This is a genomic window from Algimonas ampicilliniresistens (assembly GCF_030159955.1).
GTDB classification, from domain to species: domain Bacteria; phylum Pseudomonadota; class Alphaproteobacteria; order Caulobacterales; family Maricaulaceae; genus Litorimonas; species Litorimonas ampicilliniresistens.
On record NZ_BSNK01000002.1, the window covers coordinates 612,156 to 637,602 of the forward strand.

25 protein-coding genes are annotated in these 25,447 nt (G+C 54.1%); 14 read left to right on the forward strand and 11 right to left on the reverse strand.

Features of this window, described 5'->3' with window-relative positions; genetic code table 11:
* Positions 1 to 39 precede the first annotated feature (39 nt).
* A complete protein-coding gene (locus QQL54_RS10800; protein WP_284390525.1) occupies positions 40 to 3,042 on the forward strand; it encodes a TonB-dependent receptor in 3,003 nt (1,000 codons plus the stop codon).
* 86 nt (positions 3,043 to 3,128) lie between these two features.
* Here the strand turns inward: QQL54_RS10800 and QQL54_RS10805 are convergent, their stop codons facing one another.
* Positions 3,129 to 3,995: a glucosamine kinase nucleotide-binding domain-containing protein gene (locus QQL54_RS10805; RefSeq protein ID WP_284390526.1), complete on the reverse strand. Its 867-nt coding sequence runs from the start codon at positions 3,993 to 3,995 to the stop codon at positions 3,129 to 3,131.
* Between the two features lie 173 nt (positions 3,996 to 4,168).
* On the opposite strand from QQL54_RS10805, the gene QQL54_RS10810 reads away from it, so the two are divergent.
* The gene (locus tag QQL54_RS10810; protein ID WP_284390528.1) at positions 4,169 to 5,209 is read left to right on the forward strand and encodes an SIS domain-containing protein; all 1,041 of its coding nucleotides are present in this window, start codon (positions 4,169 to 4,171) and stop codon (positions 5,207 to 5,209) included.
* Positions 5,209 to 6,348 carry an N-acetylglucosamine-6-phosphate deacetylase gene (gene nagA / locus QQL54_RS10815; RefSeq protein ID WP_284390530.1) on the forward strand — a complete coding sequence of 380 codons (1,140 nt, stop codon included), beginning with the start codon at positions 5,209 to 5,211 and terminating at the stop codon, positions 6,346 to 6,348. Before QQL54_RS10810 ends, nagA begins: the two co-directional genes overlap by 1 nt.
* Before the next feature lie 32 nt (positions 6,349 to 6,380).
* Here nagA and QQL54_RS10820 read toward each other — a convergent pair whose 3' ends face one another.
* The 5 genes from QQL54_RS10820 to QQL54_RS15545 form a co-directional block, all read right to left on the reverse strand.
* The gene (locus QQL54_RS10820; protein WP_284390533.1) at positions 6,381 to 7,115 is read right to left on the reverse strand and encodes a GntR family transcriptional regulator; all 735 of its coding nucleotides are present in this window, start codon (positions 7,113 to 7,115) and stop codon (positions 6,381 to 6,383) included.
* A 355-nt stretch (positions 7,116 to 7,470) separates the two neighbouring features.
* The gene (locus tag QQL54_RS10825) at positions 7,471 to 8,346 is read right to left on the reverse strand and encodes an N-acetylmuramic acid 6-phosphate etherase (RefSeq protein ID WP_284390535.1); all 876 of its coding nucleotides are present in this window, start codon (positions 8,344 to 8,346) and stop codon (positions 7,471 to 7,473) included.
* 48 nt (positions 8,347 to 8,394) lie between these two features.
* Positions 8,395 to 9,624 (reverse strand): exo-beta-N-acetylmuramidase NamZ family protein, encoded by a 1,230-nt coding sequence (locus QQL54_RS10830; protein WP_284390537.1) that lies wholly within the window; start codon positions 9,622 to 9,624, stop codon positions 8,395 to 8,397.
* A 172-nt stretch (positions 9,625 to 9,796) separates the two neighbouring features.
* Entirely contained in the window at positions 9,797 to 10,246 is a 450-nt protein-coding gene (locus QQL54_RS10835; protein WP_284390539.1) for a DNA-binding transcriptional response regulator, read from the reverse strand.
* A 155-nt stretch (positions 10,247 to 10,401) separates the two neighbouring features.
* On the reverse strand, positions 10,402 to 10,740 hold the full coding sequence (locus QQL54_RS15545) for a response regulator (RefSeq protein WP_431355938.1): 339 nt from the start codon (positions 10,738 to 10,740) through the stop codon (positions 10,402 to 10,404).
* Between QQL54_RS15545 and QQL54_RS10840 the strand changes: the two genes are divergently transcribed.
* Positions 10,693 to 10,845, forward strand: a complete 153-nt coding sequence (locus tag QQL54_RS10840) for a hypothetical protein (RefSeq protein WP_284390541.1) — start codon at positions 10,693 to 10,695, stop codon at positions 10,843 to 10,845. The two genes, QQL54_RS15545 and QQL54_RS10840, sit on opposite strands and share 48 nt — an antisense overlap.
* A gap of 53 nt (positions 10,846 to 10,898) precedes the next feature.
* Here the strand turns inward: QQL54_RS10840 and QQL54_RS10845 are convergent, their stop codons facing one another.
* On the reverse strand, positions 10,899 to 11,495 hold the full coding sequence (locus QQL54_RS10845) for a YqgE/AlgH family protein (RefSeq protein WP_284390544.1): 597 nt from the start codon (positions 11,493 to 11,495) through the stop codon (positions 10,899 to 10,901).
* 101 nt (positions 11,496 to 11,596) lie between these two features.
* On the opposite strand from QQL54_RS10845, the gene QQL54_RS10850 reads away from it, so the two are divergent.
* The 4 genes from QQL54_RS10850 (at position 11,597) to QQL54_RS10865 (ending at position 14,760) form a co-directional block, all read left to right on the forward strand.
* Positions 11,597 to 12,076, forward strand: a complete 480-nt coding sequence (locus QQL54_RS10850; RefSeq protein WP_284390545.1) for a peroxiredoxin — start codon at positions 11,597 to 11,599, stop codon at positions 12,074 to 12,076.
* A 54-nt stretch (positions 12,077 to 12,130) separates the two neighbouring features.
* Complete coding sequence (locus QQL54_RS10855) at positions 12,131 to 13,063, forward strand: SPFH domain-containing protein (RefSeq protein WP_284390549.1); 933 nt, start codon at positions 12,131 to 12,133, stop codon at positions 13,061 to 13,063.
* Positions 13,060 to 13,518 carry an NfeD family protein gene (locus tag QQL54_RS10860; protein WP_284390551.1) on the forward strand — a complete coding sequence of 153 codons (459 nt, stop codon included), beginning with the start codon at positions 13,060 to 13,062 and terminating at the stop codon, positions 13,516 to 13,518. The genes QQL54_RS10855 and QQL54_RS10860 overlap by 4 nt, the downstream gene beginning before the upstream one ends.
* A gap of 78 nt (positions 13,519 to 13,596) precedes the next feature.
* Positions 13,597 to 14,760, forward strand: a complete 1,164-nt coding sequence (locus tag QQL54_RS10865; protein WP_284390556.1) for a hypothetical protein — start codon at positions 13,597 to 13,599, stop codon at positions 14,758 to 14,760.
* A 49-nt stretch (positions 14,761 to 14,809) separates the two neighbouring features.
* Here QQL54_RS10865 and QQL54_RS10870 read toward each other — a convergent pair whose 3' ends face one another.
* Positions 14,810 to 15,577 (reverse strand): hypothetical protein, encoded by a 768-nt coding sequence (locus QQL54_RS10870; RefSeq protein WP_284390558.1) that lies wholly within the window; start codon positions 15,575 to 15,577, stop codon positions 14,810 to 14,812.
* Positions 15,578 to 15,707: 130 nt separating this feature from the next.
* Between QQL54_RS10870 and lptM the strand changes: the two genes are divergently transcribed.
* From lptM to QQL54_RS10885, 3 genes are all read left to right on the forward strand, one after another.
* Positions 15,708 to 15,914 (forward strand): LPS translocon maturation chaperone LptM, encoded by a 207-nt coding sequence (lptM, locus tag QQL54_RS10875; RefSeq protein WP_284390560.1) that lies wholly within the window; start codon positions 15,708 to 15,710, stop codon positions 15,912 to 15,914.
* A gap of 9 nt (positions 15,915 to 15,923) precedes the next feature.
* A complete protein-coding gene (gene lysA / locus QQL54_RS10880) occupies positions 15,924 to 17,186 on the forward strand; it encodes a diaminopimelate decarboxylase (RefSeq protein WP_284390562.1) in 1,263 nt (420 codons plus the stop codon).
* A 696-nt stretch (positions 17,187 to 17,882) separates the two neighbouring features.
* Entirely contained in the window at positions 17,883 to 20,573 is a 2,691-nt protein-coding gene (locus tag QQL54_RS10885) for a DUF4175 domain-containing protein (RefSeq protein WP_284390564.1), read from the forward strand.
* Positions 20,574 to 20,593: 20 nt separating this feature from the next.
* Here the strand turns inward: QQL54_RS10885 and QQL54_RS10890 are convergent, their stop codons facing one another.
* Entirely contained in the window at positions 20,594 to 21,214 is a 621-nt protein-coding gene (locus QQL54_RS10890; RefSeq protein WP_284390565.1) for an SH3 domain-containing protein, read from the reverse strand.
* 124 nt (positions 21,215 to 21,338) lie between these two features.
* On the opposite strand from QQL54_RS10890, the gene QQL54_RS10895 reads away from it, so the two are divergent.
* Positions 21,339 to 22,373, forward strand: a complete 1,035-nt coding sequence (locus tag QQL54_RS10895) for a 2-hydroxyacid dehydrogenase (RefSeq protein WP_348520753.1) — start codon at positions 21,339 to 21,341, stop codon at positions 22,371 to 22,373.
* Between the two features lie 29 nt (positions 22,374 to 22,402).
* Entirely contained in the window at positions 22,403 to 23,344 is a 942-nt protein-coding gene (locus tag QQL54_RS10900; protein WP_284390567.1) for an MBL fold metallo-hydrolase, read from the forward strand.
* Here the strand turns inward: QQL54_RS10900 and QQL54_RS10905 are convergent.
* Positions 23,341 to 23,826, reverse strand: a complete 486-nt coding sequence (locus tag QQL54_RS10905) for an Lrp/AsnC family transcriptional regulator (protein WP_284390568.1) — start codon at positions 23,824 to 23,826, stop codon at positions 23,341 to 23,343. The genes QQL54_RS10900 and QQL54_RS10905 overlap by 4 nt on opposite strands.
* Before the next feature lie 108 nt (positions 23,827 to 23,934).
* Here QQL54_RS10905 and QQL54_RS10910 point away from each other — a divergent pair, with 108 nt between their 5' ends.
* Complete coding sequence (locus tag QQL54_RS10910) at positions 23,935 to 25,158, forward strand: methionine gamma-lyase (RefSeq protein WP_284390570.1); 1,224 nt, start codon at positions 23,935 to 23,937, stop codon at positions 25,156 to 25,158.
* A gap of 4 nt (positions 25,159 to 25,162) precedes the next feature.
* Here QQL54_RS10910 and QQL54_RS10915 read toward each other — a convergent pair whose 3' ends face one another.
* Positions 25,163 to 25,435 (reverse strand): HNH endonuclease, encoded by a 273-nt coding sequence (locus tag QQL54_RS10915; RefSeq protein ID WP_284390572.1) that lies wholly within the window; start codon positions 25,433 to 25,435, stop codon positions 25,163 to 25,165.
* Positions 25,436 to 25,447 lie beyond the last annotated feature (12 nt).

A 25,447-nucleotide genomic window follows, 5' to 3' on the forward strand; every position in this document is an offset into this window, starting at 1 on the left:
ATGTTTCGGCATAACCGGAAACCAATGGGGAAAAGCATTATGGCTCAGCGTTCGTCTACATCTATTAAGTCCAATTTGAAGTATAAGGGGCTCGTTACCGGGTTTGTTCTGCTGGCGACATTAGGCGGAATGAGTTCGACGGCATTGGCCCAGCAGGCCGGGGCTGTCATCGGTACGGTCACGGAAGCTAGCGGTGTGGTGGCGCCCGGCGTTACGATTGAGGCCCGAAGCCCAGTGCTTCCTGGTGTACGCACGGCGACGACCGATGAAAATGGTCGCTACCAATTACCGCTTCTGCCACCCGGAGAGTATGAGCTTACATTTACCGACCCAGACGGCACAGTAACAACGCGCTCCGTTATGGTTTTGCTGCAGCAACGTATCAATTTTGATGTCGAGTTCAGTAGTGGTGACGAAATCATTGTCCTCGGACAGAAGTTGCTCGTCGACACAGGCTCTGGGTCATTGAAGAATACGATTGGCGTTCAAGCCATTAACAGCGTCCCAGTTGGTCAAGAATATCGTGACCTACAAAAGCTAATCCCCGGCGTTCAATATTCGGAAGAGACTATTCGCGGTCCAAGTGCTGGCGCAAGTGGTCAAGACAATGGCTACCAATTTGATGGTGTGGATGTGTCATTGCCATTGTTCGGGACACTGTCGGCTGAACCTTCAACGCATGATATTGAGCAAGTGTCTGTCGTTCGCGGTGGTGCCAAAGCGATTGGCTTTAACCGGACGGCTGGTTTCTTGATCAATACCTCGTCTAAACGGGGTACAAATGAGTTCAAAGGCGAAGTCGGGTATCAAATTCAAAGCTCAGGCATGACCGCTGACAGGAAGCAGGGCGCTCAGGTCGATCTTGATAGAGAATGGATTACGGCGAATGTCGGCGGTCCTATCTTGAAAGACAAATTATTCTTTTACGGGTCCTATTACCGCCCGACAGTCACAGGCGAGAACTCAAGTAACGCTTATGGCCCTGTTGGTGATTTCAAAAGTGTGCGCGATGAGTTCTTCGGCAAGCTGACTGCGGCGCCCACTGATAACCTTCTATTTGATGTCAGTTACCGGACGTCTGAACGGAATGGTGAAAATGAAGGTATTGGTGAGTTTGAAGCCGCTACGCTTGGTGAAGGTAGCGACGCTAGCCAAGACATCATCATTGCTGAAGGCTCATGGATCATCGATGATAAGAGTAGTTTGAGCTTCAAGTTCACAGATTTCAGCTTCGAAACTGCAGGTGGGCCTGATACCCTATTTGATCTCACAATTGGTGCGAATGATCCACTGCCTGTTGGGAACCTTGGCGCTATTGGACGTCTGAATGTTCCGAGCTTCAGGACGGGGACCTTAACGCCAGAAGATATTGCCTTTAACACCTTCATCACGCCCATCGTTAATCAGTTTAGCTATGATCCAACAACGGGCGGCGGGGCCGTCGGTGGTGCGACAACCATTAACAGTCAGGACTTTTACCGGACGAATTTTGAAATTGCATACGACCGCACTTTTGAAATTGGCGGATTGTTTCATGACATCCATATTGGCTACCAACATCAAGAAGTTGAAGAGATCCTAGCGCGTACCTCTAATGGTTACGGGGCTATTTCGGTGCTGGGGGGCGACTCATTTGCATCGGACGGCGTGACGCCCGTCTTCTACCAAGCACGGCTTAGCCAAACGAGTATTCAAGGGGGCGGCGGTACATTGGCCCCGCCATCCATCGATTCCCGTTCTATTCTTCAGAGCATCGAGATCAATGATACGATCGAGTATGATAAATGGACGTTCGACGTTGGTGTTATGATCAGTAAAGATATTTTGTACGGTCAAGGCTTACGCGAAGTATCTGGCAATCTCTCCGGCTTTGAATTGGCACCCGGTAACGAGTACAAAATGTACACGGTGGATTGGGAAGACATGATCCAACCTCGCCTTGGCATCCGTTACGATTGGACAGACCGAGATACGGTCTATGCAAACTTTGCTAAGTATAATGCACCAGCATCATCACTCGCTCGGGCCGCGTCTTGGGACCGGAACTTAAACCGCGATATTCGTATCAACTATGACCAGAATGGTAACTTCATCGAAATTGACCCAGTTCGGTCATCATCCGGTAAGTTCTTCCAAGATGATCTTAAGCCTCGTTACACCAACGAATATTTGGTTGGGTGGGACAAGCAGGTCAATGAAGATCTGACGATGCGCCTTCACGCGCGTCACCGTTACTCATCCAACTTCTGGGAAGACACGCCTAACAATGCGCGTCTGAGCCCATTTGCGCCTTCTGAAATTCAACAGCTAGGCTTGTATATTCCGAACTTGGCCGACGTTCGCGCCGAAATCGGTGGGTCCAGCTATGTCATTGCGCAACTGGACACAGCCTACACCAAATATTGGGAAGCAGGCCTAGAGGCTCAGTACAGTGCCGATAATTGGTATTTGCAGGGTTCTTACGTGTGGTCGAGCTATCGCGGTAACTTTGACCAGGACAACACGTCCAGTGTGAATGACGCCAACCGCTTTATCGGTTCATCCAGTATTGCTGATGGCGTTGGCCGCCAGCCATGGAACAATAAAGAAGGTAAGCTTCGCGGCGATCGTCCGCACCAGTTGAAAGTTTACGGCTATTATGACCTGCCTTGGAATGGTCGCGCCGGTTTCTACACGGCATGGCAGTCAGGCCAACCATGGGAAGCTTGGAGCAATTTGGCCTATCGTCCACCAGCAGGCGGCGGTGTTGCTCTCTTGCCAGGGTCTCCCGGCTATTACTTTGGCGGCAGCAGTACGATCCGTTATTCGGAACCTGCAGGGTCCAATCGTTCGGATAGCCACTTCCAGTTTGATCTCAGCTACACTCAGAACTTTGAAATTCTGAACGGTAAGAATATCGAACTTCGGGCGGATTTGTTCAATGTGTTCAACACTCAAACCGGGTATAATATTAACCCGTTTGAGAGCAGCAGCACATTCGGTGACCCGCGTAGTTACTTCAATCCACGCCGTTTACAGCTCTCAGCGACAGCCTCATTCTAAGAGGCTAAGCTAGCGAATATTATAAGCCCGCCTTTCCGAGGCGGGCTTTTTTTATACGGCAATTGGACTTAAAATCGGCGCGGATGTTAGCCGTGGCTGGTGACGTTACGCGCTACCCATAAGGCTCCGTCCAACGCATCCCCCTTTGCCGGACTAAGTTTCAAACGAATATCCGGGGACATCCAAGGTTCGACACGTTGGGCCAGTCCTCCGACGAGCGTAACGCGCGGCACGTCAAACCCGAATAAGGCACGGACCATAATTTCAATATGCCAGGCGGCATGGGACGTAATCAGTCGCCCATGATAATCACCCGCCTCGGCCGCGTTAACGACCTCGGGTGCCATCGTCGCATATTCAGTCGCTGTGGCGCTATCCATCCAATTGACGATGGCTTGGGTATCGCGATCGAACTTCTCAAAGACCGAACGCGTGAGGTCCGAGTGCTCTAACCGTCCGTCCGATGCACGCAGTGTAATGCGGATCGCCTGAAGGCCGATATAAGCCCCGCTTCCTTCATCTGAAATTGGGAAGCCATATCCGCCAACGCGAATATCTTTTTCCTTCACACGAGCGATGCCAATGCTGCCGGTGCCGATGATGACGATCCCCCCATCGCCGCCGGCATGCGCACCAATATTGGCGATCCGGGCATCATTGACGATTATGGTGTTCTGGAACGGGAAGGGTTGAGCCTCTAATTTCTCCAACCCACCCGGACGCCCTAGGCCGGCGACGCCCAATCCGGCCCGAATGGTCGCGACTTGATCGGATGACAGACCAGCGCTTTCAATGGCTTGCGCGTAAGCGTCTGAGATTGAGGCAAAAACCTTGGGGGTTCCCATGCGAATATTGCCCGGACCCGAAACGCCCTCGCCAATGGTCGCGCCTGTTCTATCCGTAAGCCGCGCTTTCGTTTTCGTGCCGCCAGCGTCAATTCCTAAGAAGTACATTCACACGACCTTACGGTTATCGAGATATACCATTTATCACGCAAACGACATTTGCCGACAATGGTATTGTTATGCTCGACTGTAGAGACGCATAAATGGCTGAAACATAATGACTTGCCAAGAGTGGTATTACATTGGCATTGATGTGTTCAAGAGGTATGCTGGTAGGTGATATGATTCACTTAATTGAAGACCAAACCGCTATGTTTAAGGAAGCTGGGAGCGCCCCAGCGAGAGTTGAAACTCAGCTCGACCTCAATCAAAATAGCCTGCACCGTCTCGGCCAAAGACTGCGCCAGAATTGCCCAAAATTTGTAATGATCTGTGCCAGAGGCAGTTCGTCCCATGCCGGCATTTACGCGCGCTATATGATTGAAACGCGACTCGGAATTCCTGTTCTGCCAGTGGCGCCGTCCCTGAGTTCAATCTTTGCCGTGAAGCAAGATTTAGACGGCGTCTTGTTTTTAGCCATATCTCAATCTGGCCAAAGCCCGGACATTCTTTCGGCCGCACAGGCCGCAAAAAATGGCGGTGCTTTTGTTGTCGCCATCGTCAATGATGAACATTCGCCCCTCGCCCAATTAGCGGAGATGGTTGTCCCGCTTCATGCTGAACTGGAAACCAGTGTGGCCGCCACAAAAACCTTCATTTGTACTCTGTCTGCTATCGCGCAGATGGTCGCTGAATGGGCGCAACTCGACAGTCTCACTACGGGTCTTCATAGTTTACCCGGCCAGTTAGAGGGGGCGTTTGACATGACATGGGACGAGGCGGTTGAAGCTCTAAAAGAAACGCAGTCCCTATTCACGATCAGCCGGGGCCTAGGTCTGTGCATTGCCAAAGAAGCCGCTCTTAAATTTAAAGAAACCTGCTGCCTGCACGCTGAAGCTTTTAGCGCGGCCGAAGTTCGGCATGGGCCGATCGCCCTGGTCAAAGACAACTTTCCGGTGATTATATTTTCGACGGGGGATGAAACACAAGCGAGCATTGATGCTGTCACACAATCCGTCACATCTCGCTCGACGAAGATCTTTGTAACGGGGAGGGCCGACAAAGGTGCGCGCTTGCTTTCCACGGTTTCAAGTGAAGTTCCAGAGCTTAGGCCCATTCTGGCGATCCAATCCTTTTACCGTTTCATCAACGCCCTGTCCCTGAGCCGTGGTCTGAACCCGGATGCGCCGGACCATCTAAAAAAAATCACAGAGACTCTGTAGTGAAGACCGCTCTGATCAACGCCAATGTCTTGACGACAGACGGTTTCAAAGACCGACAGAGCGTATTGATCAATGCCGGGAAAATCGTCGGTATCTATGATGATGAAACATGTCCGACGGGGGCCGACACAACGCAAGATATGGGCGGCAACATGCTGCTCCCTGGGTTTCTTGACTTACAAGTGAATGGCGGTGGGGGCGTCCTATTTAACGACAGTCCAACCGTTGAGGGCATTCGCGCCATCGGCAAAGCGCACCGCGCCTTTGGTACAACGGCTTTCCTTCCAACGCTTATCAGTGATGATCATGCGGTCATGGCGGCGGCTATTGGTGCCGTTGATGCCGCTATCGCCGAAGGCGTTCCCGGCGTGGTTGGCCTTCATTTAGAGGGTCCCTTTTTGAACGCCGAGCGGCGAGGCGTGCATGATTCGTCAAAATTCGGATCGATTGGCGAGCGTGATATCCATCTAATGTCGAGCTTGAAGCGCGGCAAAACGCTTGTGACTCTTGCCCCTGAAAAAACGACTCCAGACGCCATCAAGTCCCTGACCGATCGTGGTGTCATCGTTGCAGCGGGCCACACACAAGCCAGCTATGATCAAACCCGAGAAGCTTTGGACGCTGGGTTGACGGGGTTTACACATTTATTCAACGCCATGAAGCCGATGCAAAGTCGAGACCCGGGAATTATTGCCGCTGCGCTCGAAGATAATCGCGCTTGGTGCGGGATTATTGCGGATGGACATCATGTGCATCCGGCTATGTTAAGATTGGCGCTCAGAGCCAAGATTGGCGAACAAATTTTTCTCGTGACAGATGCCATGCCGAGCGTTGGTTCCAAGGATAAACAGTTCTCACTGGGCGATCTTAACGTCGAGGTGGTGGACGGGAAATGTGTCACGACATCCGGGACATTAGCCGGGTCCGATTTAGACATGCTTAGCGCGGTTCGTAACGCGCAAAACTTTCTAAATATATCCTTGGAGCGGGCCGTGGGTATGGCGAGCCGAATTCCGGCAAAGTTTATGGGGCTTGGCGATCAGATGGGGGATATCAAAGTTGGCCAGCAGGCGAACCTTGTCCTGATTAATAAAAATCTTGATGTTGAAGAGACTTGGATAAACGGCGTCTCAGCCTAACACGGTTGAGCTATTTTGAACGAGAGGGCGGTTTAGTTGAGCTGCTTATTGCCTAGGTCCATGACAATATCATATTTATCGCCATGATAAGCGGACCGTGTTAGCTCAACAGGGGTTCCGTCTTGTAAAAAGGACCGGCGTTCAATGCGAAGGACTTCGCTAAATTCTTCGACGGCCAGCAAACCTGCTTCTGTCGGGTTCGCCAGAGACGCCCTGACTTTCTGAGTGCCTTTAACGGGACGGTTGCCCTTCATTTCCAGCGCTTGATAGAGAGACTCTTTAATGTCGTCGATGTCAGGTAAGAGTCGGGCTGGAACGACCGCATGTTCAATGGCGACCGGTTGGTTCTCAACTTGGCGAACCCGGCCAAGCCGAACGACTTTATCATCTTCCGCTATTTGTAAGATAGCTGCCTCTTCCGTGGTGGGCGTCCCGTAGGCTTTAACGATCCAGATCGCTTGCGGGTTATGCCCCTTGGTCTGAGCGTTGCTTGTAAATCCATTGAGACTCGATCCGAGATGTTCAATGCGTGGCAGAACATAGGTCCCAGATCCGTGTCTGCGTTCAACAACCCTATTGGCGACTAAAACATCGAGCGCTTTACGGATCGTGACGCGGGACACGCCGGTAATCTGGCACAGCTCTCGCTCAGACGGGAGGGCCTCGCCGGCTTCCGTATCGCCATTTGTGATTAAGGCCCGAATTTTCTTTGCGATTTGCAGGTAATGCGGAGTCGCAACAGATTTATCAGGGCTAATATTGATCACGTTTGGTCTGTTAGCCTTACCTTGTTGTTCGATACGGTATTTAGAGCAAACGTATTGGTTCTAAAGACAGTGAACGCTATCACTTATATGGCGGTGTGGAAAGTCAGCTGCAAAGATCATAAGTCGATTAATATTGCCGCGGCAGACCTGTAATTCTCGAATAAAGCTCCGGATATTCCATTGCCTTAGAAAACAAAATCCCTCTCAAAAGCCACACACGAAAACATCATGGCCATGTGTCCAGTCTAGGTGAAGCTAAGAAGATAAATAGGTCGACATCAAGGCCGACAAACAGACATGGTTTTGACTCCGGTAATGATCTTACGCAGCTTCAAGACTGACTATGGTGAGAGATCTACAGTTTCGCCAAGGCCTGACGTAGATTTCCGCCAACTTGATCCAACAGGGATGCGCTATCGGCAACGGTGGCGCCAGAGCAGACAAGGATAGCTTTCTTTATGTTGTTTTGGGTCTCGTGGAGGGCGGCCCTAGCGACGTCTGATGAGCAATTGGCGATCTCGCTCACCATCTTGATGGCGCGCGATTCCAGCTTGTCGTTTGACACCACCATATCGACCATAAACCCATCATAGACGCGGCCCAAGCGGATCATAATGGCTGTCGAGAGCATATTGAGGATGATTTTCTGCGCGGTCCCAGCCTTCATTCGGGTTGATCCGGCAATAATTTCACTGCCCGTTTCCGCCAATATTGGGAATTCTGCTTCGGTGAGTAATGGCGTGTTTGGATTATTAGCGATGCCGATGGTCATCGCGCCCCGAGATTTAGCCGCTTTCAGAGCGCCGAGTGTGAACGGCGTGCGCCCACTTGCGGCCACACAGATGACAACGTCATGGTGGCCGGTATTTACCTCTTGCACCCAACGCTGACCATCTTGCGCAACGTCTTCTGCGCCCTCTTGGCTTTGTATTAAGGCATCGATCCCGCCCGCCATACAGAATACGATCCGCTCAAACGGCCAGCTATAGGTGGGTCCTAACTCGGACCCATCAAGCACGGATAAACGCCCGGATGTCCCAGCGCCGACATAAATAAGACGCCCTGTTTCACCAAGCCGTTGCGCTGCGATTTCGGCCGCTTTGGCAATATCATCTACGGCGGGCTGAACAGCTTTAAGGGCGTCGACTTGACCTTCATACATAGCCGCGACCGCGTCTCGAACGGGCCACACATCCAGACCCGAGTATTTCTCGTTGATCTCTTCTGTCATGTTGGTCTTATCCCGTTAGATATGAGGCCGTCTGCATCAAACGCGCTATTATTTATAGATGAGGTATTTTTCTCTCACGGTCTGAAATTGCGTGAGGTCAGCTTGCCAGCTTAGTTTAATATCATCGGCGCTCAGGCCGGCCTTAATCTGTGTCATCAACACATCATTGCCAGCGAGCTTATGAAAGAAATTATTGGCCAGAAAAAAAGTCTCTTTGTCTGGAAGTTGGGCATAAAAATCAATGATCCAGTCCAATGAGAGCTGCGCATCAAGCGGGGCGCTGGATGAATCATGCTTGCGTAAATCGAGGCCATAGCAGAGCTGACCGTTCAGTTTTGGCGACATCGCACCGGATACGGGGCGGGGCGTGAAAGAGAATTCTGCATTCGGATAATCAGGGTGACCGACAATTTGAAACGGTACGTCTGTACCGCGGCCAATACTAACGGTCGTGCCCTCAAACAGCGCCAAGGATGGGTATAAATAGACCGCGTCCATGTTGGGCAAGTTGGGCGAAGGTTTGATCGGTAAACTATAGGGCGTGTCGTGCGAATAGTTTTCGAGTTCAATAATAGTGAGATCGCACTGGACGCCTTTATCTAACCACCCTTCGCCATTGATCATCTGAGCATACTCGCCAATCGTCATGCCATAAACTAATGGGACTGGATGAAGCCCGATAAATGACGAATATTCAGGCTTTAAAACGGGTCCGTCGACATAATGAGCATTAGGGTTGGGTCGGTCGAACACGATCAGGGGCGTGTCAGTCTCGGCGCAAGATTCCATCACATAATGGAGCGTGCTCAAATAGGTATAAAACCGCACGCCAACATCTTGGAGGTCAAAGACCATGACGTCCACATCGCTTAAGAGCTCAGGCGTCGGTTTTTTGTTGGTGCCATAGAGTGAGATGATCGGCAGGCCGGTCTTGGTATCGATTTCATTATCGATGGTTTCACCCGCATCTTTTAGCCCGCGAAACCCATGTTCAGGCACGAAGATTTTGCGAATGACGACATCGTCCTCTAGCAGCGCATCAACTAAATGTTGGTCGCCCGCAACGGAGGTTGCATTGGCGACAACCGCAATGGATTGGCCAGATAGTAAGGGCAGATAGATGTCTGACCGCTCAGCGCCGACCAGAATTTTCTGTGTTGTCAGATTAACCCCGACGCTTTCGGGTGTCGCTGATGGCGCGTTCTGTCTGATGTCTGACTGACAGCCGAGAAGACAAAAGCTGAGTATGAAGAGTGGTATGATTTTCGAAAAATACATGCCGTTAAGCTATGCTCAAAACCGCTCTAACTGTCCAATTTTCTTATAGGTTTTATGGGGGTGCGTTGCCCTAATCAGGACGCCATCAAGTGAAATCAGATGACGTAGGCCGAAGTTCGCGAAGCAACGCGAAAACTTCGCTTCAAGCGATGCTAGAAACCGGGCCTTCGGATCATTTAGAGGTCAGGGCTCCGCCCACGTTAATCGGACGAGACGCTGTATAAGGACGCGCCTCAATGCCCAACAGGTAGTTCAATTGCGATCTCAGAAAGTCGGCCATGTTGGCTTTATCGATGACATAATCGACCCCATGTTCGACGGGGTCGGCATGGCTGAATGACGTATCGTATTTCGACATGATCGCAATCGGAGCCAGTTGGATGGCCGCCTTAATCATGGGTACTGAAAATCTAGCCGATATGCGCTGCGACAGCTGCTTTTCAAGCAGGACAAGTTCGTAACGCCTCTCTCTGAGTAAGCCGAGCGCCTGACTACACTTTAAAACGTGATCGATGGAAAAGGGCGCATCCGTCAAGCTTTTCAGAATAGTCCGAATCGTCTGCGTTTCGGACGTATCCTCGTCGATGAGGAGTATGCTGAAGATTGAGGGGGTGTTGTCCATTCAGAGCAGATAACGCCGAACGTCATGAAGGCGACCCTTTGACGCAGCCCAACTACATAACATGGAGCAAGAATGGGCAGGGGGTCTTCGACCCTAATCGGCCGAATTGGTGTGAGGCCGGTTTGAAACCGTACAGAGGTTAGGGTTTATCCCTCTCAAACGGGTTTTGAGCTTATAGGTGACCGCCCATCACCCCTCCCCAAAAGCGTATTTATCTGTGATCTGAGGAAATCGATCATGTCCTTCTTGTCGACGATGAAGTCCACGCCGAGTTCGGTTGGGTTTTGTAGGTAGGTAGGGGAGATATCATGCGAGATGATTGTAAGGGGCGCACTTTTTATGGCGGATTTTATAATAGGCACTGAGAATTTGGCTGAAATTCGCTTTGACAACCGATTGTCGAGCAGAACGAGATCGTAGGTTTTCTTTTTTAGCAGGGCGAGAGCTTGGCTGCACCGCTCTACATGATCGAGATGGAAGGTAGTGTTCGTCAACGCTCGCAGAATGCGCGTGACCGTCACCTTCTCGGTGTCATCGTCATCGATGAGCAGAATGGTGAGTTTTGGGTCGCTAGGGGCCATAAGGGTTCACTACCCTAAATAGCTTTCTTAAAAAAGATTAAAGTTGAGTGATCGCTTATTAAAAGCAGACTCTAGGCACTGCCACCAAATGCGGAGAGCTGTTCGGGGCTAATGCCCATGCGTGCCAAGGCTTGTGACCATTTTGCGTCCAGATCCTCACTAAAGACAAGCGCATCGTCGCCGCCGACGATAAGCCATGCATTATCGGCAATTTCGTCCTCAAGTTGTCCTGCTCCCCAGCCGGCATAGCCGACCGCGAGCACGGCGCGTTCCGGCGCGGTTTCCGTGACCAAGGCTTCTAACGCGTCCTTGGTCGATGTCAGCCCCAGCGTCTCCGACACTTTGAGCGAGCTTTCTTCGCGGAACCAATCGGCGGAATGCAGAACAAAGCCTCGATCTATATCGACAGGGCCGCCTTCGAGAACAGGGGCGTCGGCAACGCGCACGTCTCCATCGACACCAACATGATCGAGAAGATCGGAAATAACGAGATCATGTTTAGGCCGATTGACGACAATCCCCATCGCGCCGGAGGCATCATGCGAACAGAGAAAGATCACGGTTTGGCGGAAACGCGGATCGCCCATAGCGGGCGTCGCGATCAAATATTGACCCGCATAAGTTTGGTATGGGCCATCATCTTGAATTTCAATTTTAACACTCGGCATCCCGGTCACATGGGGATTATTCGGCGAATTTCAAGAATTGCCAAATGCGGTTATCGCGGGCATCTTATCGACCAACGATAACTTTTTTGACGAGAGACCCTATGACTATCCAACCCGGCGCAAGCGTTCCAGACGCGACTTTCATGACTATGGGACAAGACGGACCGGCGCCGATGAGCGCATCTGATCTGTTCGCTGGCAAGCGCGTTGTCCTGTTCGCTGTGCCTGGTGCTTACACACCGACCTGTTCAGCCAAGCATCTGCCTGGCTTCAAGGAACATTCCGCTGCATTAAAAGCTAAAGGCGTCGACACAATTGCCTGCACATCAGTCAATGATGTGTTCGTTATGGACGCGTGGGGAAAATCGCAGGACGCAGACGATGTTGTCATGCTGGCTGACGGCAATGGCGCGTTTGCTAAAGCGGTCGAGCTTGAAATGGATGCATCTGGTTTCGGCATGGGCATGCGTAGCCAGCGTTACGCTATGGTCGTGAATGACGGCACAGTCGAGCAGCTCTTCGTTGAAGGTCCGGGCGAATTCAAAGTCAGCTCGGCTGAGCATGTGCTCGACAATCTATAGGCGAAAACACGCTGAAGAATATGACCGCTGAATACATATAAAAGGAGACGATAGATGGGGTTTGGACAAATTTTGGTTTTGCTGGCGGTCGCGCTAGTTCTGTTTTTCGTTTTCCGAGCTGTCAGAATCGTGCGGCAAGGTTGGGAATATACGGTTGAGAGTTTTGGTCGGTATACGCGTACCCTCAAGCCCGGCCTGACTTTTCTGATCCCCTTTTATGAGCGTATCGGTCACAAGGTGAACATGCGCGAGCGCGTTATCGATGTGCCGAGCCAAGAAGTGATCACTAAGGATAATGCCATGGTGACCGCGGATGCCGTGGTTTTCATTCAGGTGATCGATCCGCGCAAAGCGGCTTACGAGGTCAATAATCTTGATCATGCGATCCAAAATCTCTGCCTGACCAATGTCCGGACCGTTGTTGGCTCGATGGATTTGGATGAGGTTCTGTCCCGTCGTGATGAGATCAATGCGCGGCTTTTGACCGTGATTGACCGGGCAACCGACTCATGGGGCACTAAAGTGACGCGGATCGAGATCAAGGATCTGTCACCGCCTGCCGACATCACTCAGGCCATGAATAAGCAGATGAAAGCCGAACGCGAAAAACGCGCCGACATTCTGATGGCCGAAGGACATAAACAGTCTCAAATTCTCAAGGCGGAGGGTGAGAAACAATCCGCTGTGCGTGAAGCCGAAGGTCGCCGAGAGGCTGCCTTCCTCGACGCTGAAGCGCGCGAACGTGAAGCCGAAGCCGAAGCCAAGGCAACCACTATGGTGTCCCAGGCGATTGCCAAGGGCGACGTCAACGCGATCAATTATTTTGTGGCGCAAGATTACGTGAAGGCATTCGAAAAACTCGCCACATCGCCTAATCAGAAAACCTTGATCGTGCCCGCTGAATTGTCCTCACTGGCCGGGACGTTGGCAGGGATCAAGACGTTGATCGAAGGCGGAACAACACCGAGTGGGAAGGGCGGCAAATGATCGAAATTCTGTCGCAACTTACCGCTTGGCATTGGCTCATTCTTGGGGTCGTCTTGCTGGGTCTGGAGCTCGTCTTGGGTTCAACCTATATTCTTTGGCCGGCCGTCTCCGCGCTAATCGTGGGTGTGCTGCTCTTCATCGCGCCAATGGGATGGGAGTTGCAGATGATGCTGTTCTTCCTGCTGTCCATCACAACTTTAGTGTTGGGTCGCACCCATTTGCAGCGCCTCGTAAAAGGTGGCGAGCCGTCTGATCTCAACGATCCGGGCCAAGCGCTGATCGGGCGTCAGGTCAAAGCGGTAGCGGACTTCACGGGCACAGAGGGCCGGGTTGAACTGGGCGATACGCAATGGTCCGCGCGGCTGGAAGTGGGGACGGCTGTGTCGACGGTTCGCGCGGGTGACTTACTCAGAGTCGAGTCTGTGATGGGCGCCACGCTGATTGTTGAGCGCTAGCCGAAGTTTCCAAGCGCTTCGACTACAGTTGTAGTTTTTCTGTTGACTACAATTGTGGTCGTCATTATCGAATGACGCATGATCTGTCTTCGACCTTTTTACATTCTCCCAGCTGCTGTTCTGTTGTCAGTGTGTCAGTCGGTTTCAGCGTCACCCAATACAGCTTGCGTCCATGCCGAACTTCCCTGTGCCGCAACTGAACGATTTTCTGTCCTATCTGAAAATGCAACTGAACTTGAATCTAAACTACTGCACGAAGTGACGGAGTCGGCGGCCCGTGATTTTCAGATGAAGTTCGGTGCCATGCCGTCTCCAACGATTATCGTGCCTACTGGAACCATTAATGCCGATGTCCAGTCACGTCTGACGGCCAATGGGTATATGACGATCATGCCTTGGATTTCTCCTGCGGAACGCGTCGAGCTTCGAAATCGGGATGTCATTAGGAAGGTTGAAGAGCAGTTAGGGGATCGTCCCCAAGTCGTTAAAGATGCAGCGATTGCGTCTGCGCTTGCGCAACTTCAATCCCAAACAGCCGCCAAAATACCAGCCACCAAAGAAGATTTCACCGACCTCAGTGCTCTGTCGCATGAGCTTGGTCACAAGTGGTTTGTGGACCGGTATCCAAGCGAAGACACAGAGCAAACCGAGCATGCTTATGGTGGCTGGGCTCCCGACTGGTTGGACGAATCGGCTGCTATCGCGATGGAGTCAGAAGACGGGAAGCAGCGACGGCGTGTAAAATTCAGCGAAATAGAGCCCGAGAAACGAATTCCGCTCGCTGAATTCCTCACAATGGTTCACCCAGCGGCCCAAGCTGGTCGCGATCTTGCTGAGCGCCTTAGAATGATCCAGTTACCGCAAACTGAAGGCAGCGAGACAAAGCGAAAGCTCATTCGCCGTGATGTTGCAGAGCTCCCTGATGCGACTGAACGGACCCAATCACCTCGCACAGAAGTCAGCAAGACTACGAGTCGGGTCATCCGTCTGAGTGGGCAAGAAGCCGAGGACTTTATTGCGCAATCGGGCGGGGATCGCGCCCCCAATTTTTATGCGCAAGCCTTGGTTTTTTCAGATTATCTGGAAGATCGTTCAGGGACCGACAAAATTCTATCGCAAATTGCTGCGCCTTTGGCAGAGGGCAAGAGTTTCACGACTTGGCTGTCGAGCAACACAGTCGGTCTGCCGAAAAATATGGATGCGCTAGACCTAGATTGGTTGGAATATATTAGTCGCCTTTGATCGTTCGCTAGAATCTAGTCCGCTCCGCGATCAGGGCGTGGATGGCCGATCAGTCGTCATCCTCGCTAGCAAATTTAGCGACGGTTTTCGCGTCGGGGCTTGGGCTCATCCGATATGTGTCGCCTTCGATCCGAACGCCGTCCGCGCCCATATCCTCTAAAGTATCGACGGCAATCATCCGCGCGCCGTCATAAAGCTCGAAATCCGGTTCGCCGATATCCTGACCGTTGGCCGTCGCAAAGACTTTGGGAGGGGTGGTTTCATCCTCGCCTGACACGGCGATATGAGTGAACTTAGGCACCATGAACCCCATGGCCCCCACCATCTTTTTATAATGTGAGCGGCCATCTTTCAGACCTTCTTCAATCTCAGTGAGTGAATGCGTGCCGGGGGTTTCTTTGAAGCGGACGCCGACACCGAAATCGACACTGTAACCAATGTCTTTGCCAAAACGCTCAGCGCGCGGAGGATCCATAACGCAAACGCTATCCGGTGCCGCCATGGACCGTAATTGGTCACTTAGTCCGACGCTGCGGCCTTGGTCGTCAAACATAACCATGCGTGCTTGGTCGCCTTCGCGCAGTTCAACCCGTTCCGGCATCAACTCGCCGTCTTCGAGCTCGAACTGCATAGCAATCTCCGCCCCGACGACATCGCGCTTTTCAGGTTTCAGACTATCAAACTTACCCAGCGTTTCACCGATGCCATCGATTGAAAAACAAAACTCGTCACCAATCGGCTGCGGGGCGTCTTCAGCCATTGCGGTGGGCGCGGCGGTCAAGATCAGGACGGATAGGGGCAGGAGCGTGTGTTTCATGCGCGACTATTGACGCGACGGACGCCTGACGAAAAGTGAAATAGGTGTCACATGGACAAAGGTTACAGGACGGGTTGATCCACTCTCCATTCTGACTCGACGCCTGCGTGTGTGCAGACTATGCGAGGGCATGACTCGTCTTATGCTGATCGTGCTTTTACTCGCTTTCGCGGCGCCTCTGTCAGGCTGCGGCATTAAGGGTGGGCTCGACACGCCGCCGCCGCTCTGGGGTGAAGAGGTGAGCACTGACACACCTGCCGATGCGCAAGCGCGGGATGAGGATGAAGATGAAAACGAAGGTGTCGGCTATGGCGTCGATGTCGCGGACCAGCCTTAGACCCCCACAATGCGTCATTTCGATTTTAAAAACGGTGAGCTGCACGCCGAAGATGTGGCCCTTTCACGGATCGTCGCAGAGGTTGGCACCCCCGTCTATGTCTATTCAAGCGCCACGTTCGAGCATCATTACCGCGTGTTTGCTGAGAGTTTCTCCGGCATTGACGCGCTGGTCGCCTATTCGGTCAAAGCCAATTCGAACATCGCTGTTTTAGCGACACTCGCTAAACTCGGTGCGGGCGCTGACGTTGTATCCGGCGGTGAGTTAGCCCGCGCTCTGATCGCTGGAATTCCGGGGGACCGCATCGTCTTTTCCGGTGTCGGTAAGACCCGGGCCGAAATGGCCGACGCGCTCGATGCGGGCATCAAGGTCTTCAATGTGGAAAGCCTGCCAGAACTTCGCGCTCTGAATGAAGTGGCGCTGGAAAAAGGCTTGATAGCCCCGATTTCCTTCCGGGTTAATCCGGACGTGACGGCCGGTGGGCACGAAAAAATCAGTACCGGCGCGAAAGAAAACAAGTTCGGCATCGCCTGGAGCAGCGCCGAAGATGCCTATGCCGAAGCGGCGCGCCTGCCTGGCATTCGCGTCGTGGGCGTAGATGTGCATATTGGCTCTCAGATTGATGATCTCGCACCGTTTGAAGCGGCGATTCGCAAAGTCGCGTCGCTGATCGGTCGCTTGCGGGCGGCAGGCCATAAGATTCACGCCTTCGATATTGGCGGCGGTCTTGGCATTCCTTATGGCGATAATAGCCGAACGCCGCCGCCGCCGTCTGAATATGGTGCGCTCGTCAAACGGCTCACTAGCGATCTCGATGTGCAAATGATCTTTGAGCCTGGGCGGGTGATCGCCGGGAATTCCGGCGTGCTGCTAACCGAAGTTCTCTATGTCAAAGAGGGCGAGGACCGGGCGTTTCTCATCATCGATGCGGCTATGAATGATTTGCTGCGTCCGGCGCTCTATGACGCGTTTCACGATATTGAACCCGTCCGTGCGCCGGGTCCGGATTTCCAATCCACGACTTACGATATTGTCGGTCCGATTTGTGAAACAGGGGATACATTTGCCAAGGGTCGGGAGATGCCGACCGTCGCTTCGGGCGATCTGCTCGCTATCCATTCGACGGGTGCGTATGGCGCGGTGCAAAGCAGCCAATATAATACGCGACCACTCGTCCCTGAAGTGATGGTTCGCGGCGAAGCTTACCGCGTGATCCGGGAGCGCCCGACCATCGCTGACATATTGAAAACTGAGCGCTTGCCGGATTGGTGATGGATCATTGAATCCACCGCTCTGAGCTTTAGCGAAGCACGGTTGTCCCTGATGGCCCACGTCCTTGTCCAGGATAATACAGGTGAGTTCAAAGAAACTCACCCCAATCCATCCCCGCTTATCATTTCCATGGTTTCTTATCCTCACCCGCTCCGGACACGAGAGAGTGCATAGCTTTCGGGAAGAACAGACTCCCTTGGGAGTTTGGCGGGGTTCGGTGGGCTGGGCGGTGTGCGATCTTATGCGGCGTGCATGGCTCCATCTGGCGAAGCGATTGATGATGGTTCGGGAGCGCGAACGAGTCGGCAGCGGTAAGACCCGCCCGATGCGCCCCTTCCGAAGCAGGGGGCAGGCGGGTGTGCGTCGAAAGCGCAACCCTCGTCTAACCCCCTCCCGGCGTGTGCTCATGGTGGGCCGTCGGTAGACACGACGCTTTTGATCGGGTGCGCCGACCGAGCGCGCGGACGTTCGTCTGTCGTAAAACGGTATTTCATTTGTCATCCGTCGATGGGTGGCGTCCGCGCTCGTGTCACTTCACGGGATTTGCAGACATTGGCCGACCCCGTGATGGGCGGTGGGACGCGGGCGTGTGGCTGCAAGGAGGAAATCCTTAAAACCCCTCTAGAGATGCGGTCCGGCCAAGAGTGACTGATATTTTAAGCGACAAATATCGCATGGCTGCGCTAGGCGGATAACGTGCCGACTGCCACGACAGCTTTGCCCACACGTCTGACGCGTCTTGCGACGCTGGCGCGTCTGCGTTTGTTCTGGGAAATCTATGCGCCTGTGCTGGCGCTGCCCGCGCTTGTGCTCGCCATCTATTTCATTTTGACGGTGTTGGGGTTGTGGGAAGTGGTGGGCGATCCGCTACGTCTGCTCGCGCTGATTGCCACAGTCGGCGTGATTGTGCGGGGCGGACTCGCTGCCAGACGCTTGCGGATGCCGACCCGATCAGACGCGCTACGTCGGTTGGAAACAACCGCTGGGTTGGCGCATCGCCCGCTCGACACACTGCAGGATCATGCCGTGCTCGCGCCCGATCTGTGGCCGGCTCATGTCTCAGAAGCACGGACCCAAGCCAACACAATCCACCGGGTTGGGCGTAGGCCAGCGCTCTCCCTAATCGACCGATATGGCTTACGCATCCTGATGCCGATTGCTCTGGGTCTGGCGATCTTCATGGCGTTTGGCGTGTCATTAGAGCGGATGCGTCAGTCGTTGAGCCCGACTTGGCTCGCCCCGACCAACCCTTATGCTGTGACGTTTGAGGCTTGGGTTGATCCGCCGGACTATACGGGTCGCCCGCCTATCTATGCCCAAGGCGATGCGGTCATTCGCGCGCCGGAAGGCTCGACCCTCGTCGTGCGCGCATCGGGCGCGTCAAACCTGCCGCGACCGCGCTATATTAGCGAGCGGGGATCGCGTTTTCTGGACCCTACCACATTAGGCCGAAATAGTGTCGAAGTTCGCACGCGCATTGAGAGTTCCGGCCAACTTGATTGGCGCATTGGTCCGCGGCGTCAGCAATTTTTTGTCGACGCCACTCCCGACCAAAAACCCGTTATCACGACCAAAGAGCCGTCTGAGATTGATAAGCGCGATCGGCTCGTTTTAGTGTTCGACGCTAGCGATGATTACGGCGTCGAGCAGATCCTACTGGAAATGGTCGAGCTATCTGACGGTCTAAATGATGCGACGGCCTTCGATGCCAATGTGGCCGAGTTTGATACGGAGAGCGGTGGATTTGTTGAGGCTGAGCGGCGCTCGCTAAAGCTCGATTTGACGCGTCATCCGCTCGCCGGGAAGAAAGTCGTGGCGCGACTTGTCGCCGTGGATGGGGCAGAGCAGCGCGGCACGACCGAGCCGTTCTACATCACAGTTCCGGACAAGATTTTCGTTGAACCTCTGGCCAAAGCGATTGTTGAACAGCGCGCTCTGCTCTTAGCGGGCGATGGCGATTACGCAGATCCCCCGAAAACTCACCCCGATATGGATGCATCGGATGGCACGTTCGATACCTATCAGACGGCTTGGCGCTTAGGTCGCGCGCCTGCGCCGGTGCAGCGGGCGACAGAGTTGATCGAAGCCGTCACAGATTATCCCGATCCGGGCTTGTTTAACGACCCGGTCGTATATGTGGGTCTGCGCCATGTCGGAAAGACCTTGCGTTATGCGCGATCGGCAGACGCCATTATTGGCCTGCCAGAGCATATGTGGAAGCTGGCAATCCGCGCAGAATTTGGCGTGTTGGGAACCGCGTTGCAAGAAATGCAAGAAGCGCAGGAAGCGCTCCGCGAAGGCATTGCGCGGCGCGCGCCGCAGCGCGAGATCGATACGCTGTTCGCGCGGTATAATCAGGCGGTAGACGCCTATATGGAAGAGTTGCGCAAAAACGCGACCATCGTTGAAGGCAATGGCGAAGGCGGAATGCAGGCAATGGGCTCTGCTGATGAAATTCAAGCTTTGCTCGACGCGATTGAGGAAGCGAACCGGGTTGGCGATACGGAAGGCGCGCGGCGCGCACTGGCTCAGCTCGCAGAGCTACTCGAAAATATGCAAATGCAGCTCACGCAGGGCGGCGGGGGCGGTGATACATCCGGCGAAGATGAGATGAGTGAGGAGATGCGCGAATCGCTGGAGGACCTGGCTGAATCGTTGGGTGAGCAACGCGAACTCGACGACCAGACTCGACAGGCGGAACGTGACGCGATCCGGCGTGAATTTGGTGAAGAGGGCAGCGGTGAGAGCCTATCTCCGCAAGAGCTGTCAGAACGCCAAGCAGAGATCGAGCAACTCATCGAGGGCTTGCAAAGGCGATTATCCGAACAGGGCACGGAAGTGATGCCCGGCGAGGGTGAAGGCGAGGGCGAAGAGTCTGGAGGCGGTGAAGCTGGCGACACAGGCGAGGGCCAAGGTCAGGCTGACGGCGATCGCTCTGGGGGCGGGAATGGTAGCGGCGGTATTGATAGTATTCAGGACTTGTTGAACCAAAGCAGAGACGGCGACGGTCAAGCTAGGGGCGGCACGTCGGGTGAGGCCTTTAGCCGCGCGCGTGATGCGATGCGGGAGTCTCAAGCCGCTCTCGGTCAGGGTGAACTTGGCCGATCAAGGCAGGCCCAGTCAGAGGCGATCCAAGCTTTGCGAGACGCTGGCGATGCGCTGGCCGCAGAGCGGGCTGGGGATGGTGCTGAACAAAATGGTGACGCGGACCCGCTCGGACGTGGTGAGGACGGTTTTGCGTCCGACAATGCTGAAACCGACATCGATCCGAGAGATAATGCGGAGCGTTCACGCGAAATTCTCGAAGAGCTGCGTCGCCGCGCGTCTGAAGCTGAACGGGAACAGCAGGAACAAGATTATCTGGATCGGTTGCTCAAGCGCTTCTAGCGCTCAACACAGGCATCGTGTTAGTCGAATGTCTGCGCGCCCCATAGCACAGTTTTCATAGCAAACCCCTTCACCCCGCTCTGCGTGCGCACACGGCAGAATGCCTCGGATGGGCAGTCTTCCAAATGCACAAGTGCGCCGCGCTCAACGCGTGCCACGGTGCGGCTATTGCTATCGGCTTTGCTGTAAAGGCGACTGTCGGTGCTCAAAACCGCGTAACGATCGCCCGACAGAGCGGGCTTGCGGACCCAGGCTTCATCCCCGTAAATGTCGCGGACTTTGCGCCACATTTCGGTCTCCGCTACCACGATCAGTGGCAAGCCCCGGCGTTGGTACTGATAAGCGACTGGATGATTGCGCGAAGGGCCAGTCCGGGCATTGACCTTGCCGAATTTCAGGCTGACGAAACGGGGCACGTCGAACCCAGAGGGTGTCTGGTTGCCACTGACACGGTAAATATCTCGTAGGGCCGTGACCGTCCCCGTGGTCTCAGTTTGGGCGATCTGCGCTGATGGGGCTGTTGGCTCGTTCGCGTAAACGGTCGGTGCTGTGAGCGAAAACCCGCTAACAATCAGGCCCATGCCCAGCATAGCGCTGAGGCGGGACCGAAGAGGCAAAGTCGATGTAAAACTGTGCGGCATAAGGACAGTCAATTGCCCGGTAGCGTTAAGTCGTCGTTAAGTGAGGTGAATTTGCTCGAATTTCTAGGCTCTTTCGGCAAGGCGAACCCTTGCGTTAGACCCTGTGATCGCGCCACAAGAGACCATGCCGAAGAGCCAGACCGATCCCGGACAGACAGAGTCCACCCGCCCACGCGTTGTCGTGACGCGCAGGCTGCCAGATCAGGTCGAAGCCCGCATGACAGAACTGTTTGATGTGGTGTTACGGACGGACGATGCCCCGATGAGCCATACGGACCTTAAGGCAGCGATTGCGGACTGTGACGTCTTCGTGCCGACTGTGACGGACATCATAGATGCTGACATTATCGCTGCCGCTCCCCAACGTTTACGACTGATCGCCAATTTTGGTGCCGGGACCGATCATATCGACGTGGCGGCGGCCCATGCGCGCGGGATGACGGTCACCAATACGCCTGGCGTATTGACAGAAGACACGGCTGACTTGGCGATGGGGTTAATCCTCGCTGTGCCGCGTCGGCTGGTTGAGGGTGATCGTCGTTTGCGCGCCGGAGAATTTACCGGATGGAGCCCAACCCATATGCTAGGCCACAGAGTGCGCGGAAAACGGCTTGGTATTCTGGGGATGGGGCGGATTGGCAGCGCCGTCGCCCGCCGCGCCCATGCGTTTGGACTATCCGTTCATTACCATAATCGACAGCGCGTTCCGGATACGATGGAACGGGCGCTAGATGCACGTTGGCACGATACGCTTGAAGATATGCTCACTGACATTGATATTCTGTCAATCAACGCTCCGCTAACGCCGTCGACCCGCCATTTGATCGATGGACGGACCTTGGCGTTGATGAAGCCGGACAGTTATCTGGTGAACACGTCGCGCGGTGAAATCGTTGATGAGGTCGCCTTGGCTGACGCACTCGCGCATGGACGTCTCGCGGGGGCCGGGCTGGATGTTTACGAGAATGAGCCCAAGCCGCATTCTGCGCTGCTGGGTCTCGAAAATGTGATTCTCGCTCCACACATTGGATCGGCTACACATGAGAGCCGGCGGGAAATGGGTGAGAAAGTCCTGATCAATATCCGCGCGCATATGGATAACCATGCTTGCCCCGACCGTGTTTTGCCACCCGGAACGAGGCTTTCTCTGGCCTCATAAGGGGGCGGATATATTACAGGAAGACTGACATGACCAAGACGACCCTATTGCTGAGTGCCGCCCTGCTGATGTCTGGTTTCGCGCATGTCCCTGCGAATGCGCATGATCAGATCGCCCACAAAACTGAGCGCACCGCACCGAGCGATCCCAAACTGACCGTTGAGACGATCACCGACAATCTGCATGTTCTGTTTGGCCCTGGCGGCAATATCGGTGTCAGCTCCGGTCCAGACGGTGTGGTCCTGATCGATGATAAGTTCTCCCGCAATGCCGAGGAGATTCTCTACCATGTTTCCGAGATCGCTGGTGAGAATGACGAACTACTCTTTGTCATCAACACCCATTTGCACGGCGACCACACGGGCTCTAACCCGGAAATGAAACAGGCTGGCGCGCTGGTTATGGCGCATGATAATGTACGCGCTCGCATGGGCACAAGCTATATGAACAAAGCGTTTGGGCGCATGAATGAGGCGAAAGACGAAGCCTTCTGGCCAGTTGTGACCTTCTCTGATCAAGCCAGCTTGCATTTCAATGGTATCACGGCGCGTGCGGTTCACACACCATCGGCGCATACGGACGGCGATTCCATTGTGGTTTTTGAAGAACCCAATGCCATTCATATGGGCGACAATCTCTTCCTCGACATGTTCCCTTTTGTGGACGTGGATTCTGGTGGCTCAATGCAGGGCATGATTGCGGCGCATGATGTTGCGTTAGAGCTGGCCGATGATGAGACCGTCATCATCCCGGGTCATGGCTCAATAACGGATAAGGCCGGTCTCCAAGAGACGCGCGACAACTTACAGATCATTCTCGACCGCGTAAGCGAACTTAAAGAGGCTGGGAAAAGTTTGCAGGTGATTATTGAGGAAGATCCTCTGGCAGACATGTCTGAAATGGCCAATTTTATCCAGAAAGACGGAATTATCACGGCAGTTTGGCGCTCACTCGGCGGTGACATCGACTAACGAAGTTTGGCTGCTTCGGGCCTTTCCTCGACGATAGGAAAGGCCGCACGGCTCTTGACCATGCCATAGGCGAAGCTCGTGTCGATTGAGCCAATGCCGCCAATGCGCTGCAACTCGTTCCGAACGAAGCGCTCATAGTCGCGCAAATCTGCGACCATGACCCGCAACAGATAGTCCCATTGGCCTGTCATGACATGGCATTCGACAATGCTATCATTCGCCTGAACTTTGGCCTCGAACGCGTTGACCGTCTCCTCGCCATGGCGCTCTAGCCGGATCCGAATAAAAACGGTGACTGGCAAACCGTAAAGATCAGGGTCCACCTCTGCATGATAGCCACGAATGACGCCGGACTGTTCCAGCGCCTTAAGCCGCCGCAGGCAGGGTGAGGGGGATAGGCCGACATGGTCGGCCAGCTCACGATTGCTTAGCCGTCCATCACGTTGCAGAGTTCTGACTATTTTTCGATCAATTGGGTCCATATTTGACACATAATGCTAAGTGAGAGCGATTCATGTGATCAATAACACGATAATTCTAACCGAAATAGCATAGTTTGATTTTACGAAAATGGGTCGGGAGAGAGATCTGTGCGTCATTCAAACACACTAACAGGCTTCGCCACACGGGCGATCCATCATGGCTATAACCCACTCGATCACGGCGGGTCTTTGGTGCCGCCTGTCCATATGACGTCGACATTCGTGTTCGAAACGGCGGAAACTGGCGGTGCGATTTTTGCAGGTGAGGCGGCGGGCCACGTCTATTCGCGCATTTCAAATCCGACGTTGGATTTGTTGGAGCAGCGCATGGCGAGCCTGGAGGGCGCGGAAGCCGGACTTGCGACGGGGTCTGGTATTGGCGCGATCACGGCGACGCTCTGGACCTTGGTTGCACCCGGCGATGAGGTCATCGTCGACACGACCCTTTATGGCTGCACTTTCTCTTTTCTCCATCATGGTCTGGAGCGATTCGGGGTCACCGTGACTCATTGCGATTTGACGAATCCAGACGCGCTTAAAGCTGCGATCAGTGAGCGGACAAAGGTCGTCTATTTTGAGACGCCAGCGAACCCCAATATGCGGCTGGTGGATATTGCTGCCGTGTCTGAGATTGCAAAGATGACAAGCGCGCTAGTCATGGTCGACAACACGTATGCGACGCCCGTTCTGACCCGACCGATGGAGTATGGTGCGGATCTGGTTGTGCATTCGGCGACAAAATATCTGGGTGGGCACGGAGACTTGGTCGGCGGAATTGTCGTGGGCCACCGAGAGTTGGTCGACCGAATTCGCCTGTATGGGCTGAAAGATATGACCGGAGCCGTAATGGCGCCAATGACAGCGATGTTGATTCTTCGTGGGCTGAAGACATTAGAGCTGCGGATGGAACGTCATTGCGCCAGTGCGGCCCGTGTGGCTGAAGTGCTCAATACGCATCCAGCCGTGGCTACTGTACTGTATCCCGGCCTGCCGAACTTCACGCAACGGGCGTTGGCCGAGCGCCAGATGGCCGCCCCGGGCGGCATGATCGCATTAGAGCTTCACGGCGGCATGGATGCCGGGAAAGCTCTGATTGACGGCCTGTCCATGATTCATTGCGCGGTGTCACTGGGCGATGCCGAAACACTGATCCAGCATCCAGCCAGCATGACTCACAGCCCCTATACGCCAGAAGAACGCGCCCGGCACGGCATCTCCGACGGGCTGGTTCGATTGTCAGTGGGGCTCGAGGCGCCAGACGATATCATCGCCGATCTCGTCACCTCGCTGGATCGCCTTTCGGGGGGCCAGCTGCTCGACGCGGCGGAATAAGACTTTACCGTGTTGGCGCGTGGAAGTCTGGCGGTTTGTTCGCCAGCCAGCGGATGAAAGCGGCCATATCCGGATAGGCCTTCAGCATGTCGATAGAGCCGAGCGCGGCCAGTTCAGCGTTCGTAAAGACGCGGTGGATCTTGCGGTGGCAGATCGGGTGGACCTCGACCACTTCACGCCCACCTTTGGATTTTGGGATGATGTGATGACGTTCGCGTTTTCGTCCGAGAGGACGATCGCAAACAGGGCAAATATCCGAAAGTGCGCCTTGGCTCATGGTTCTGCAAAT